General features: G+C 67.4%; 14 protein-coding genes. 10 read left to right on the forward strand and 4 right to left on the reverse strand.

Annotated elements, in window-relative coordinates:
- The first annotated feature begins 2 nt into the window (after positions 1-2).
- The 6 genes from purT (at position 3) to fba (ending at position 7,176) form a co-directional block, all read left to right on the forward strand.
- Positions 3-1,199, forward strand: coding sequence for a formate-dependent phosphoribosylglycinamide formyltransferase (purT, locus tag RMO04_RS15275; RefSeq protein WP_309645628.1), 1,197 nt, complete (start codon positions 3-5; stop codon positions 1,197-1,199).
- A 44-nt stretch (positions 1,200-1,243) separates the two neighbouring features.
- Positions 1,244-3,289 carry a S9 family peptidase gene (locus RMO04_RS15280; RefSeq protein WP_309645629.1) on the forward strand — a complete coding sequence of 682 codons (2,046 nt, stop codon included), beginning with the start codon at positions 1,244-1,246 and terminating at the stop codon, positions 3,287-3,289.
- 72 nt (positions 3,290-3,361) lie between these two features.
- Positions 3,362-3,652, forward strand: coding sequence for a GIY-YIG nuclease family protein (locus RMO04_RS15285; protein WP_309645630.1), 291 nt, complete (start codon positions 3,362-3,364; stop codon positions 3,650-3,652).
- 198 nt (positions 3,653-3,850) lie between these two features.
- On the forward strand, positions 3,851-4,864 hold the full coding sequence (gap, locus tag RMO04_RS15290) for a type I glyceraldehyde-3-phosphate dehydrogenase (RefSeq protein ID WP_309645631.1): 1,014 nt from the start codon (positions 3,851-3,853) through the stop codon (positions 4,862-4,864).
- A 10-nt stretch (positions 4,865-4,874) separates the two neighbouring features.
- A complete protein-coding gene (locus RMO04_RS15295; protein ID WP_309645632.1) occupies positions 4,875-6,077 on the forward strand; it encodes a phosphoglycerate kinase in 1,203 nt (400 codons plus the stop codon).
- Between the two features lie 13 nt (positions 6,078-6,090).
- Positions 6,091-7,176: a class II fructose-bisphosphate aldolase gene (gene fba, locus RMO04_RS15300; protein WP_309645633.1), complete on the forward strand. Its 1,086-nt coding sequence runs from the start codon at positions 6,091-6,093 to the stop codon at positions 7,174-7,176.
- Between the two features lie 41 nt (positions 7,177-7,217).
- Here fba and RMO04_RS15305 read toward each other — a convergent pair whose 3' ends face one another.
- From RMO04_RS15305 to RMO04_RS15320, 4 genes are all read right to left on the reverse strand, one after another.
- On the reverse strand, positions 7,218-8,864 hold the full coding sequence (locus tag RMO04_RS15305; protein WP_309645634.1) for an MFS transporter: 1,647 nt from the start codon (positions 8,862-8,864) through the stop codon (positions 7,218-7,220).
- 70 nt (positions 8,865-8,934) lie between these two features.
- A complete protein-coding gene (gene bfr, locus RMO04_RS15310) occupies positions 8,935-9,423 on the reverse strand; it encodes a bacterioferritin (RefSeq protein WP_309645635.1) in 489 nt (162 codons plus the stop codon).
- Positions 9,424-9,541: 118 nt separating this feature from the next.
- Positions 9,542-9,919, reverse strand: a complete 378-nt coding sequence (locus RMO04_RS15315; RefSeq protein ID WP_309645636.1) for a cupin domain-containing protein — start codon at positions 9,917-9,919, stop codon at positions 9,542-9,544.
- A 77-nt stretch (positions 9,920-9,996) separates the two neighbouring features.
- Positions 9,997-10,182, reverse strand: a complete 186-nt coding sequence (locus RMO04_RS15320) for a (2Fe-2S)-binding protein (RefSeq protein ID WP_309645637.1) — start codon at positions 10,180-10,182, stop codon at positions 9,997-9,999.
- Between the two features lie 192 nt (positions 10,183-10,374).
- Between RMO04_RS15320 and RMO04_RS15325 the strand changes: the two genes are divergently transcribed.
- From RMO04_RS15325 to RMO04_RS15340, 4 genes are all read left to right on the forward strand, one after another.
- Positions 10,375-11,778, forward strand: coding sequence for a cytochrome ubiquinol oxidase subunit I (locus RMO04_RS15325; protein WP_309645638.1), 1,404 nt, complete (start codon positions 10,375-10,377; stop codon positions 11,776-11,778).
- Complete coding sequence (cydB, locus tag RMO04_RS15330) at positions 11,775-12,803, forward strand: cytochrome d ubiquinol oxidase subunit II (RefSeq protein ID WP_309645639.1); 1,029 nt, start codon at positions 11,775-11,777, stop codon at positions 12,801-12,803. The genes RMO04_RS15325 and cydB overlap by 4 nt, the downstream gene beginning before the upstream one ends.
- The gene (locus RMO04_RS15335; protein WP_309645640.1) at positions 12,787-12,933 is read left to right on the forward strand and encodes a hypothetical protein; all 147 of its coding nucleotides are present in this window, start codon (positions 12,787-12,789) and stop codon (positions 12,931-12,933) included. Before cydB ends, RMO04_RS15335 begins: the two co-directional genes overlap by 17 nt.
- A gap of 25 nt (positions 12,934-12,958) precedes the next feature.
- Positions 12,959-13,351: thiamine phosphate synthase (locus RMO04_RS15340; RefSeq protein ID WP_309645641.1), on the forward strand; the 393-nt coding region annotated here is incomplete at its 3' end.

Consider the following 13,351-nt stretch of genomic DNA (forward strand, 5'->3'; position numbering starts at 1 on the left):
TCATGCGCCTTGGCACGCCGCTCTCGTCCACCGCCGTCAAGGTCATGCTGCTGGGCTCAGGTGAGCTGGGCAAGGAGGTGGCCATCGAGCTGCAGCGGCTGGGCTGCGAGGTGATCGCCGTCGACCGCTACGAGGGCGCCCCGGCCATGCAGGTGGCCCACCGCAGTCACGTGATCGCCATGACCGACGCGGCGGCCCTACGCGCCTTGGTGGAGGCCGAGCGCCCGCACCTGATCGTGCCGGAGATCGAGGCCATCGCCACCGACGAGCTGGTGCGCATCGAGGCCGAGGGCCTGGCGACCGTGATCCCTACCGCCCGCGCCGCGCAGCTGACCATGAACCGCGAGGGTATCCGCCGGCTGGCGGCCGAGACCCTGGGCCTGCCCACCTCGCCCTACGCCTTCGCGGCCACCGAGGCAGAGTTGGCGGCGGGCGCGGAGGCTACCGGCTTCCCCTGTTTCGTGAAGCCGGTGATGTCGTCGTCGGGCAAGGGCCAGTCCTATGTGGAGCGGCCGCAGGATATCCCTGCCGCCTGGCGCTACGCCCTTGAGGCCGGCCGCGTCGAACAGGCCCTGGTGATCGTGGAGGGCAGGATCGACTTCGAGTTCGAGATCACCCTGCTGACCGTTCGCTCCAAGGCGGCGGACGGCAGCATCGTCACCAGCTTCTGTGCGCCTGTCGGCCACCGGCAGGTGAAGGGCGACTATGTGGAGAGCTGGCAGCCCCAGGCGATGACCGCCGCCGCCCTGGCCCGCGCCCAGGAGATCGCCGCCGCGGTCACCGGCGAGCTGGGAGGCCTCGGCCTATTCGGCGTCGAGCTGTTCGTGTCCGGCGACCAGGTGTGGTTCTCGGAGGTCAGTCCCCGGCCGCACGACACCGGCCTGGTGACCCTGGCCACGCAAGCTCAGAGCGAGTTCGCCCTGCACGCCCGCGCCATCCTGGGCCTGCCGGTCGACACCAGCCAACGTGAACCGGGCGCCAGCGCGGTGATCTATGGCGGCATGGACGCCAAGGGGATCGCCTTCGAGGGAGTCGCCGAGGCCCTGTCGGTCCCCGGCGCGGACCTGCGGCTGTTCGGCAAGCCGGAGGCCTTCGCGCGCCGACGCATGGGCGTGGCGCTCGCGCGGGCGCCCGACGTCGAGACGGCGCGGGAACGAGCCAGCGAGGCGGCGTCGCGCGTGAAGCCGGTAGCGTTCTAGTCCGAGCTCGCGCTAGCATCCCGGCCTGCTGGGAGAACACCTATATGCGCAAGCTTCTGGTCGCCGCCGCGGCCCTGACCCTAGGATTCACCGCCATGACCGCCCAGGCCGCGCCCAACGTCTCGGCTCCTCTGATCGAGCGGACCAAGTTCTTTGGCAATCCCAGCCGCACCCAGGGTCGCATCAGCCCCGACGGCAAGTGGCTGGCCTGGATCGCGCCCCGCGACGGGGTGCTGAACATCTGGGTCGCGCCGATCGCCGACCCCTCCAAGGCCAAGGCGCTGACCGCCGAGAAGACCCGGCCGATCCGCAGCTACTACTGGGCGCCCAACTCGGCCTCGATCCTGTTCATCAATGACAAGGGCGGCGACGAGAACTTCCTGCTTTACGGCGTCGACGTGGCCAGCGGCGCGCAGACGACCCTCACCCCCTTCGAGAAGACCCGCGTCCAGGTGCTGAACATCAGCCGTGAGGTGAAGGACCGGATCCTGGTCGGCCTGAACAACCGCGATCCCCGCTGGCACGACGTCCACAGCCTGGACCTCGCCACCGGCAAGCTGACCCTGGTGTTCCAGAACGACGGCTTCGGCGACTTCACCCTGGACGAACAGCTCAAGGTGCGCGGCGGCTCCAAACCCCGCGCCGACGGCGGCGTCGATTACTACCGCATCGACGACGGCAAGGTGGGCGACAAACCCACCGAAAGCGTCAGCTTCGAGGACGCCGGTTCGACCGGCCCTATCGGCTTCGCCAATGACGGCAACACGCTCTACTGGGTGGACAGCCGGGGCCGCGACACCTCCGTCCTGGTCGCCGAGGACGTGAAGGCCGGCAAGCGCACGGTGGTCGGCGAGAGCCCCAAGGCCGACATCGAAAACGCAATGATGAGCCCCAAGACCGGCAAGGTGGAGGCCTATGCGGTCAACTACCTGACCACGGAATGGAAAGCGGTCGATCCGGCGATCAAGGCCGACCTCGACTTTCTCGCCAAGAACCTCAAGGGCGAAATCTCCGTCACCTCGCGCAATGACGCCGACGATCTATGGACCGTGGCGGTGGACCCCGTGACCGCGCCCTCGGCGCTCTACCTCTATGACCGCAAGGCCAAGACGGTGACCAAGCTCTACGTCACCCGGCCGGAGTTGGACGGCGCGACGCTCGCGGCCATGCACCCGGTGGAGATCAAGTCCCGCGACGGGCTGGTCCAGCCCTCGTACCTGACCTTGCCGCCAGGCTCCGACGCCAATGGCGATGGCAAGCCCGACAAGCCGGTTCCGATGATCCTGCTGGTCCATGGCGGGCCGTGGGGCCGCGACGCCTATGGCTACAACGGCCTGCACCAGTGGCTGGCCAACCGCGGCTACGCGGTGCTGTCGCCCAACTTCAGGGCCTCCACGGGCTTCGGCAAGGCCTTCGTCAACGCGGGCAACCTGGAGTGGGGCGCCAAGATGCATGACGACCTGCTGGACGCCGTCGACTGGGCGGTGAAGGCCGGCGTCACCACCAAGGACGAGGTGGCGATCATGGGCGGCTCCTATGGCGGCTACGCCACCCTGGCGGGCCTGGCCTTCACACCTGACGTTTTCGCCTGCGGCGTCGACATCGTGGGTCCGTCGAACCTCAACACCCTGCTCTCCACCGTGCCCGCCTATTGGGAAGCCGGCCGCAAGCAGATGTACCGCCGCATGGGCGACCCCGGCACGCCGGAAGGCGCGGCCCTGCTGAAGGAACGCTCGCCGCTCACCAAGGCCGACCAGATCAAGAAGCCGCTGCTGATCGGCCAGGGCGCCAACGACCCCCGCGTGAACCAGGCCGAGAGCGACCAGATCGTGAAGGCGCTGCAGGCCAAGAGCATTCCGGTGACTTACGCTCTGTTCCCCGACGAGGGCCACGGCTTCGCCCGGCCAGAGAACAACATCGCCTTCTATGCGACCACGGAACACTTCCTGGAACGCTGCCTGGGCGGACGGGCCGAGCCCTTCGGGACGGCGCTGGCCAAGACCTCGATGACCGTGCCCCACGGCGCCGAGTTCGCCCCCGGCCTCGACGCGGCGTTGAAGGCCAGGGCGACCGTGACGACGGGAAAGTAGTTTGGTCTGATGTGTCATCCCGGAAAGCGCGAAGCGCTTATCCGGGACCCATAAACACCTGATGGCGCAGGCTTGAGCTATTACGTTTACACCCTCTCCAGCCGGCGCCACGACACGCTCTACGTCGGCGTGACCAACAGCTTGGAGTCGCGCATCGCGCAGCCCCGGGCGAAGGACGTGGCGGGGTTCACGAAGCGCTACGGTGTCGACCGCCTCGTGTGGTGGCGCGCATTTGGTGAGGTCACCGAAGCGATCCACTTCGAGAAGCAGCTCAAGCGTTGGCGGCGCGATTGGAAGATCGCATTGATTGAAAACGAGAACCCTGACTGGGGTGATCTGTATCCGTCGATGATGGCGCCATAGCTGGGTCCATCAGGTGATCATGGATCCCGGCTCTTCGCTTCGCTACGGCCGGGATGACACCGGTGGGGTGGGCTATTCACCATGTCGACGAGCTTTGGCGTCACGAACCGAAGCTAGAGTTGACCCTTCAAGGGGTTGACTCAACGCGCCTGCCCCTCAAGAAACCGCCGCAATCACATTGGCTCAGGAGTTTTCTCGATGACCGTACGCGTCGCCATCAATGGTTTCGGCCGCATCGGCAGGCTGGTCCTGCGCTCGATCGTCGAACATGGCCGCAAGGACATCGAGGTCGTCGCGATCAACGACCTGGGCCCCGTCGAGACCAACGCCCACCTGCTGCGCTACGACAGCGTCCACGGCCGCTTCCCGCTCGAGGTCAAGGTCAATGGCGACATGATCGAGATCGCGGGCTACGCCCCGATCAAGGTCACGGCCATCCGCAATCCGGCCGAGCTGCCGCACAAGGAGCTCGGGGTCGACATCGCCCTGGAGTGCACCGGCATCTTCACGGCGCGCGACAAGGCCAAGGCCCACCTGGACGCCGGCGCCAAGCGCGTGCTGATCTCCGGCCCGTCGGGCGACGCCGACAAGACCGTCGTCTATGGCGTCAACCATGGGGTCCTGACCGCCGCCGACCTGGTGGTCTCCAACGCGTCGTGCACCACCAACTGCCTGGCCCCGGTGGCCAAGGTGCTGCACGAACTGGCCGGCATCGAGCGCGGCTACATGACCACCATCCACTCCTACACCGGCGACCAGCCCACGCTGGACACCATGCACTCCGACCTCTACCGCGCCCGCGCCGCGGCCATGTCGATGATCCCGACCTCCACCGGCGCCGCCAAGGCCCTGGGTCTGGTGATGCCCGAGCTGCAGGGCAAGCTGGACGGCTCCTCGATCCGCGTCCCGACCCCGAACGTCTCGGTGGTGGACCTGACCTGGGTGCCCGGCCGCACCATCACCAAGGAAGAGATCAACGAGGCGCTGAGCGCCGCGGCGGCCAGCGGTCCGCTGAAGGGCGTCCTAGCCGTGACCAACGACGCCTTGGTGTCGGTGGACTTCAACCACGTCGCCGCCTCCTCCACGGTCGCCCTGGCCCAGACCCAGGTCATCGACGGCGGCCTGGGCCGGGTGCTGAGCTGGTACGACAACGAGTGGGGCTTCTCCACCCGGATGGCCGATACCGCCCTGGTCATGGCGAAACTGATCTAAGATCGCAGCCATGACCTTCGCGACCCTCGACGACGCCGAACTCCAGGGCCGGCGCGCCCTGGTGCGCGTGGACTTCAACGTGCCTATGGCCGACGGCGAGGTGAGCGACGACACCCGCCTGCGCGCCGCCGTGCCGACCATCGAGAAGCTGCGCGCGGGCGGGGCCAAGGTGGTCCTGCTGGCCCACTTCGACCGGCCGAAGGGCAAGTTCGTTCCGGCGATGAGCCTTGCCCCGATCGCCCCGGCGCTCGCCAAGGTGCTGGGACATCCCGTGGCCTTTGCTCCTGACTGCGTCGGCAAGGACGCCGCCGAGGCGGTGGCCGCGCTGAAGCCCGGCGACGTTCTGCTGCTGGAGAACGTGCGGTTCTATCCGGGCGAGGAAAGCAACGACGCCGCCTTCGCCCGGGCGCTGGCCGAGAACGGCGACCTCTATGTGAACGACGCCTTCTCCGCCGCCCACCGGGCCCACGCCTCCACCGAGGGCCTGGCCCACCTGCTGCCGGCCTATGCGGGCGAGCAGATGCGGCTGGAGCTGACGGCGCTGGACAAGGCCCTGGGCCGGCCCGAGCGTCCGGTTCTGGGCATCGTCGGCGGGTCCAAGGTGTCGTCGAAGCTGGACCTGCTGCGCAACCTGGTGACCAAGCTGGACAAGCTGGCCATCGGCGGCGGCATGGCAAACACCTTCCTCTACGCCCAGGGCCACGACGTCGGCGCTTCCTATTGCGAGAAGGAGATGGCCGAGACGGCGCGCGAGATCATCCGCCTGGCCGGCCAGAACAACTGCAAGCTCTTCCTGCCGCTGGACATCGTGGTGGCCGAGAAGATGGCGCCTGGCGCGCCGGCCCGCATCCGCAGCCTGGGCGCGGTGGACGAACACGAGCGCATCCTGGACGCCGGGCCCGAGACCGTGGAGCGGCTCAACCGCGCCATGGACAACTCCAAGACCCTGATCTGGAACGGACCGTTGGGCGTTTTCGAGATGCCGCCCTTTGACAAGGGCACTGTCGGCGCCGCCCACCACGCCGCGGAACTGGCCAAGGCCGGCAAGCTGGTGGCGGTGGCCGGCGGCGGTGATACGGTGGCCGCGTTGAACCACGCGGGCTGCGCCGAAGACTTCACCTTCGTCTCCACGGCGGGCGGCGCGTTTCTTGAATGGATGGAAGGCAAAGAGCTGCCCGGCGTGGCGGCCTTGTCAAAACAGAACAAACGTTGACGGAGGGCAGGGCATGGCCCGGGTTACTTTGAGACAGCTTCTGGATCACGCGGCCGAGCAGGGCTACGGGGTTCCGGCGTTCAATATCAACAACATGGAACAGGGCCTGGCGATCATGGAGGCCGCCGACGCGGTCGACGCGCCGGTCATCATCCAGGCCAGCCGGGGCGCGCGCTCCTACGCCAACGACATCGTGCTGAAGCACCTGATCGACGCCCTGGCCGAGATGTATCCGCACATCCCGATCTGCATGCACCAGGACCACGGCAACAACGAAGCCACCTGCGCCACGGCCATCCAGTACGGCTTCACCTCGGTGATGATGGACGGTTCGCTGATGGGCGACGGCAAGACGCCGGCCGACTACGAGTACAACGTCCAGGTCACCAAGAACGTCGTCGACATGGCCCACTGGGTGGGCGCCTCGGTCGAGGGCGAGCTGGGCGTGCTGGGTTCGCTGGAAACCGGCATGGGCGAGAAGGAAGACGGCCACGGCTTCGAGGGCAAGCTCGGTCATGACCAGCTGCTGACCGACCCCGACCAGGCCGTGGACTTCGTGAAGGCCACCCAGGTCGACGCCCTGGCCATCGCCATGGGCACCAGCCACGGTGCCTACAAGTTCACCCGCAAGCCGGACGGCGACGTCCTGGCCATGAACGTGATCGAGGAAATCCACCGCCGCCTGCCCAACACCCATCTGGTGATGCACGGCTCGTCCTCGGTGCCGCAGGACCTGCAGGACATCATCAACCAGTACGGCGGCGAGATGCCCCAGACCTGGGGCGTGCCGGTGGAAGAGATCCAGCGCGGCATCAAGCATGGCGTGCGCAAGATCAACATCGACACCGACAACCGGATGGCCATGACCGGCGCCATCCGCAAGATCTTCGCTGAGCACCCCGGCGAGTTCGACCCGCGCAAGTATCTGAAGCCCGCCATGGACGCCATGCGGGTCATCTGCCGCCAGCGCATGGAAGAGTTCGGCGCCGCCGGCCAGGCGACCAAGATCAAGCCGATACCGCTCTCGGCCATGGCCAAGCGCTACGCCTCGGGCGAACTGGCCCCGAAGATCGGCGTCACCCGGCAAGCTGCGGAATAGGTCGCGATATCCCTCCCCTTCTAGGGGAGGGATGAGCCTTCTCAGTCCACGTTGGCCCCGCGCATCTCCTTCACGAAGAAGGCGCCCACCACGACCGTGAACAGGGCGATGACCACCGGGTACCAGAGCCCGAAATAGATGTTGCCGGTGGCGGCCACCATGGCGAAGGCGGTGGTGGGCAGGAAGCCGCCGAACCAGCCGTTGCCGATGTGATAGGGCAGCGACATCGAGGTATAGCGGATCTTGGCGGGGAACATCTCCACCAGGGCCGCGGCGACCGGGCCATAGACCATGGTCACGTACAGCATCAGCAGGAACAGCAGCCCGACCACGGCGGGCTTGTTGACCAGGGCCGGGTCGGCCTTCGCGGGATATCCGGCCGTGCTCAGGGCTGCGGTCAGGTCCTTGGTCCACAGGGCCTTGGCGGCGGCGAACTCGACCTTGGACAGCGGCCGGCCGTCGAAACTCTCGACCTCGCTCGCGCCGATCTTGATGACCGCCGTCGATCCGGTGGGAGCGACTTGGTTCTCGTAAGTGATCCCGGCGGTGGCCAGCGCCGACTTGGCCACGTCGCAGGACGAGGTGAAGGCGGTCTTGCCGACCGGATCGAACTGGAACGAGCAGTCGGCGGGGTCGGCGATCACGGTCACCGGGGAACTGGCGGAGGCCGCGGCCAGCGCCGGGTTCGCGGCGACGGTCAGGGCCTTGAAGATCGGGACGTAGGTCAGCGCCGCCAGCAGGCAGCCCACCAGGATGATCGGCTTGCGGCCGATCTTGTCCGACAGCCAACCGAACACCACGAAGAATGGCGTCCCCAGGATCAGGGCCACGGCGATCAAGGTGTTGGTGAGCGGCCCGTCGACCTTCAGCGTCTTTTCCAGGAAGAACAGGGCGTAGAACTGGCCGGTGTACCAGACCACCGCCTGGCCCGCGGTCAGGCCGGCGAGAGCCAGCAGCACGATCTTCAGGTTGCTCCACTGGCCGAAAGCCTCGGTGAGCGGCTTCTTCGAGGTCGTGCCCTCGTCGACCATCTTCTGGAAGACCGGGCTTTCATTGAGCTTCAGGCGGATCCACAACGAGACGCCCAGCAGGACCGACGAGACCAGGAACGGGATGCGCCAGGCCCAGGCCTTGAACGCTTCCTCGCCCAGCAGGGTGCGGACCAGCAGGATGACGATGAGACTCAGGAACAGGCCCAAGGTCGCCGTCGTCTGAATCCAGCTGGTGTAGAGGCCGCGCTTACCGGGCGGCGCGTGCTCGGCCACATAGGTCGCCGCCCCGCCATACTCCCCGCCCAGCGCCAGGCCCTGCAGCAACCGCATGAGGATCAGCGCGATGGGCGCGGCGACGCCGATCTGGTCGTAGCCCGGTAGCAGGCCGACCGCGAAGGTCGAGAGCCCCATCAACAGCATGGTGACCAGGAAGGTGTTCTTGCGGCCCCAGAGGTCGCCCAGGCGGCCGAACACCAGGGCCCCGAACGGACGCACCGCGAAGCCGGCGGCGAAGGCCAGCAGGGCGAAGATGTAGCCGGTGGTCTCGTTGACGCCCGAGAAGAAGTGCAGGGTGATGAACCCGGCCAACGAGCCGTAGAGGTAGAAGTCGTACCACTCGAAGACGGTCCCGGCCGAAGCCGCGCCGATCACCAGCCGATGGTTCTTGGTCCCGACGTCGCCAACCGCCTCGGCCATGCCGCTCTCCCCCAATGTCGGGGGGAGCCTAGCTCTATTTCAGCGCCCGCCGATAGCGGTTCGCCTCGCCCTAGTGCCCGCCGCCCTCGAGTTCGCCGAGCGCGCTCTGGAGGTAGTTCTGCTCGCCCAGCGAGCGGACCAGGGACAGCTGGGTTTCGAGGAAGTCGATGTGCTCCTCAGTGTCGGCGAGAATCTCGCGCAGAATCTGGCGCGACACATAGTCGGAGGCGGCTTCGCACTCCTTGATGCCGGCGATCTGGTCGGCGCGGCCGGAGATCTCCACCGCCAGGTCAGACGTCATGCACTCGGGCACGGTCTCGCCGATCTTGAGCTTGTGCAGGTCCTGCAGGTTGGGCAGGCCGTCCAGGAACAGGATGCGCTTGATCACCTTGTCGGCGTGCTTCATCTCGCCGATGGATTCGTCATAGGTGATCTTGGCGAGCCTCGCGAAGCCCCAGTTCTCGTACATCCGCGCGTGCAGGAAGTACTGGTTCACCGAGGTCAGCTCGTTGGTCAGCACGGCGTTGAGCCGCCGGATGATCGCCTTGTCGCCTTGCATGTGAAGCTCCTCGAATCCCGTCTCGGGGCGCAACCTCTTCCGGGGGCGAACCTGAGTCAAAGCCTATGTTTGCAAGTGATTCCGCGTTTCGTTCGCAGGTGCGAGCGAGGGGCGAAAATCATCCCAGATGCGCGGTCTGATCGGCGATCGCCCGGGTCATCGGACTGTCGACATCCCCCGTATGGGCGGTCCCCACGGGCTCGATCAGCATGAGCCATGCTTCTTCATCGGCCTTGGGCGCGTGCTCCACCCCGCGCGGCACGACGTGGAAGGCGCCCGGGCCCAGCACGACGTCATCGCGGTCGCGATAGCGGATGGTCAGGGTTCCGCGATGGACCATGAAGAACTCGTCCTCGTCGGCATGGGCGTGCCAGACGAACTCGCCCTTGGCCTTGGCGAGCTTCACGTACTGGCCGTTGGCCTGGGCCACAACGCGCGGCGACCAGTAGTCGCTGATCGTGGCGAACTCGTCCTCGAGGCGGCTGACGTCGGGCATGCGGACTCCCCCTGGGCCCATCGGAGCCTCGCCGAACTATCGAGGATTTTTCGTCCGGCGTCGTGCCGCGACGCGGCCTATTCGGCGGCGTAGCGCAGGGCTTCGTCCTGCTCGGCGATCATCTGACGCATATCGCAGACGCATCGGGCGCACTGAGGCTGCGAACCGCAGGCGCGGAACACCTGGGCCGGGCGACGGGCGCCCGCCTCGATGGCGGCGCGGACCTCGCGCTCGCGGATGCCGTTACAATTGCAGACGTACAAGGCGAACCCTCTCCGACGACGTCTCATATCTAGCAAATGCGAACGCCGTTGCAACTCATTTGCAATAGATGGGCCAGGCGCCTGCGTCGGTTTGTCGCTGCGGCCAAGCTTGGCGTAACGCGTTTTACGGCGTGAGAGTGCGCCCCCGCTGGCGGTCAACGAAGAGCGCCGGCGCCAGCGAAGGTTGGAGCCATGGACCTCGACGCCGTTTTGCTGTCGCGGCTGCAGTTCGCCTTCACGATCGCGTTCCACATCATCTTCCCCAGTTTCACCATCGGACTGGCGAGCTACCTGGCGGTGCTGGAGGGGCTGTGGCTGACCAGCCGCAACGACGTGTTCAAGACGCTCTATCTGTTCTGGCTGAAGATTTTCGCGATCTCATTCGGCATGGGCGTCGTGACCGGGGTGGTGATGAGCTACGAGCTCGGCGCCAACTGGAGCGTCTTCTCGGCCATGGCGGCGCCGGTGATCGGGCCGCTGTTCGCCTTCGAGGTGCTGACCGCCTTCTTCCTGGAGGCCAGCTTCCTGGGCATCATGCTATTCGGCTGGAAGAAGGTGGGGCCGGGCCTCCACTTCACCGCCACGGTGCTGGTCGCCGTCGGCACCCTGATCTCCGCCTTCTGGATCATCTCCGCCAACAGCTGGATGCAGCATCCCACGGGCTTCGCCCGCACGCCGGAGGGCGGACTGATCGCCGTCGACTGGATGGCGGTGATCTTCTCGCCCAGCTTTCCGGAACGGCTGATGCACATGACCCTGGCGGCCTATCTGACCACCGCCCTGGTGGTGGGCGCGGCCTCGGCCTGGCAGCTTTTGAAGCGGCGCGACGATCTGGAGTCCTCGATGGCCCTGCGCATGGCTATCGGCATGTTCGCCATCGTGGCCCCTCTGCAACTCGTGATCGGCGACATGTCGGGCAAGGACGTCCTGGCCCTGCAGCCGGCCAAGCTGGCCGCCATCGAGGCGTTCTGGGAGACCGGCTCCGGACAGGCCTTCCATATCGCCGCCTGGCCAGACCGCACGATCGAGGGCAATCGCTGGGAAATCTCCATTCCGAAGATCGGCAGCCTGATCACCGCCGGCAGCATCGACGCCGAGGTCCAGGGCCTGAAGTCGTTCGCCCCTGAGGATCGGCCGCCGGTCGCAATCGTCTTCTGGGCCTTCCGGGTGATGGTCGGCCTGGGTCTGGCGATGATCGGCCTGGGCGCCTGGGGCGCGTGGCTGTGCTGGCGCGGAGGGCCCGAGCGTTCCACCTGGTTCCTGCGCGCCTGCGTGGCCATGGGTCCCGCCGGCTTCGTGGCGGTCATCTCGGGTTGGATCGTCGCCGAGGTGGGTCGCCAGCCCTGGGTGATCTACGGCGTCCTGCGCACGGCCGATGCCGTGTCGCCGGTGGGCGCGGGCCAGGTCTCGGTGTCGCTGCTGGGCTTCCTGGTGGTCTATGCGATCATCTTCTCGGTGGGGGTGCTCTACATCCTGCGCCTGATCGCCGAGGGACCGGTGGCCGGCGCCGAGGAGTCGCCGCCCCACGTCCCGCGCGCGCCGGGCTCGGCGCTGGCGGCCGCGCCGGTCGATCCCGGTCCTGGAGACCGCGCATGAGCAGCCTCGACCTGCCGCTGATCTGGGCGGGGATCATCGCCACGGCGGTCCTGCTCTACGTGTTGCTGGACGGGTTCGACCTGGGCGTCGGCATCCTCTTCCCCTTCGCCAGGACGCCCGCCGACCGCGACGTGATGATGGACTCCATCGCCCCGGTCTGGGACGGCAACGAGACCTGGCTGGTACTGGGCGGTGGCGGCCTGTTCGCGGCCTTCCCGCTGGCCTACGCCGCCATCCTGCCCGCGCTCTACCTGCCGGTCATCCTGATGTTGCTGGCCCTGATCCTGCGCGGCGTGGCGTTCGAGTTCCGGATCCGGGGCCGCAAGCGCGGCAAGGCGTTCTGGACGGCGGCCTTCGCGGGAGGATCGCTCACCGCGGCCATCGCCCAGGGCTTCATCCTGGGTGGTTTCATCCAGGGCGTGACGCTGAACGGCACGGTGTTCGCGGGCCAGCCCTTCGACTGGTTCACCCCCTATACCTTGCTGGTGGCGGCCGGGATGGTGGCCGGCTACGCCCTGCTGGGCGCCACATGGCTGGTCTGGCGCACAGAGACCGAACTGCATGGCGACGCGCGGCGCTGGGCCATCATCGCGGCCTGCGCCACGGCAGGCCTGCTGGCGGCGGTCAGCCTCGCCACCCTCTTCATCCATCCCCGGATCGCGCAGCGGTGGGGCTTCGGCGGCGACGGGTTCGAGCTCGCGACCTTCCTGCCGCACCTGCCGATTCCGCTGCTGGGCCTTGCGGGGCTTGTCGTCCTGGCCGCGGGCCTAAGGCGCAGGTCGCACGGCTGGCCGCATGTGGGCGCGAGCCTGGTCTTCCTGTCGGGCTATGCCGGGCTGGCGGCGGGGTTCTTCCCCAACATCGTCCCCTACGACATGACCTTCCGCCAGGCCGCCAACCAGGACAACGCCCTGGCCCTCATGCTGGTCGGCGTCGCCATCCTGCTGCCGGTGATCCTGGGGTACACGGTCTGGGTCTACTGGCTGTTCCGCGGCAAGGTCACCCCCGATGCGGGCTATCATTGAGGAGCCGCCCGAACCGGGCGAACCCCTGCCGCCGCTCTGGAAGCGGCTCTCCTGGTTCGCGGGCTTGGCGGTGGCCGGCTCGCTGACCACCGCGGCCGTCGCCTACCTGCTGAAGGCGCTGTTGCGGTGACGCACGGGCGGCTAGAAACGCCGTCATGACCGCCGACTGCCGCCTCTACATCATCACCCCGCCGCGCCTCGACGACCTGGCCGAATTCGGTCGGACCCTGGCCCATGCCCTGGACGCCGGCGACGTGGCGGCCCTGCAGATTCGCCTGAAGGACCAGCCGGACGATATCATCGCCGCGGCGGTGGAAGTGATCCTGCCCATCGTCCAGGCGCGCGGCGCCGCGGTGATCCTCAACGACCGGCCCGACCTGGCCGCCAGGCTCGGCTGCGACGGGGTCCATGTGGGCCAGTCCGACACGCCCTACGCCGAGGCCCGCAGGATCATGGGCCCCGGCGCCATGATCGGCGTCACCTGCCACGACAGCCTGCACCTGGCCATGGAGGCGGCGGAGGCCGGCGCCGACTACGTGGCCTTCGGA

Source organism: Phenylobacterium sp. (assembly GCF_031412415.1).
In the GTDB taxonomy this organism is placed as follows: Bacteria; Pseudomonadota; Alphaproteobacteria; order Caulobacterales; family Caulobacteraceae; genus Phenylobacterium.

Coding starts and splice junctions, on each gene's coding strand:
- RMO04_RS15315 (WP_309645636.1), bottom strand. CDS start 9,919: ATGCCCGACGTCAGCCGCCTCGAGGACGAGTTCGCCACGATCAGCGAC.
- gap (WP_309645631.1), top strand. CDS start 3,851: ATGACCGTACGCGTCGCCATCAATGGTTTCGGCCGCATCGGCAGGCTG.
- RMO04_RS15280 (WP_309645629.1), top strand. CDS start 1,244: ATGCGCAAGCTTCTGGTCGCCGCCGCGGCCCTGACCCTAGGATTCACC.
- cydB (WP_309645639.1), top strand. CDS start 11,775: ATGAGCAGCCTCGACCTGCCGCTGATCTGGGCGGGGATCATCGCCACG.
- fba (WP_309645633.1), top strand. CDS start 6,091: ATGGCCCGGGTTACTTTGAGACAGCTTCTGGATCACGCGGCCGAGCAG.
- purT (WP_309645628.1), top strand. CDS start 3: ATGCGCCTTGGCACGCCGCTCTCGTCCACCGCCGTCAAGGTCATGCTG.
- RMO04_RS15325 (WP_309645638.1), top strand. CDS start 10,375: ATGGACCTCGACGCCGTTTTGCTGTCGCGGCTGCAGTTCGCCTTCACG.
- RMO04_RS15305 (WP_309645634.1), bottom strand. CDS start 8,864: ATGGCCGAGGCGGTTGGCGACGTCGGGACCAAGAACCATCGGCTGGTG.
- RMO04_RS15335 (WP_309645640.1), top strand. CDS start 12,787: ATGCGGGCTATCATTGAGGAGCCGCCCGAACCGGGCGAACCCCTGCCG.
- bfr (WP_309645635.1), bottom strand. CDS start 9,423: ATGCAAGGCGACAAGGCGATCATCCGGCGGCTCAACGCCGTGCTGACC.
- RMO04_RS15295 (WP_309645632.1), top strand. CDS start 4,875: ATGACCTTCGCGACCCTCGACGACGCCGAACTCCAGGGCCGGCGCGCC.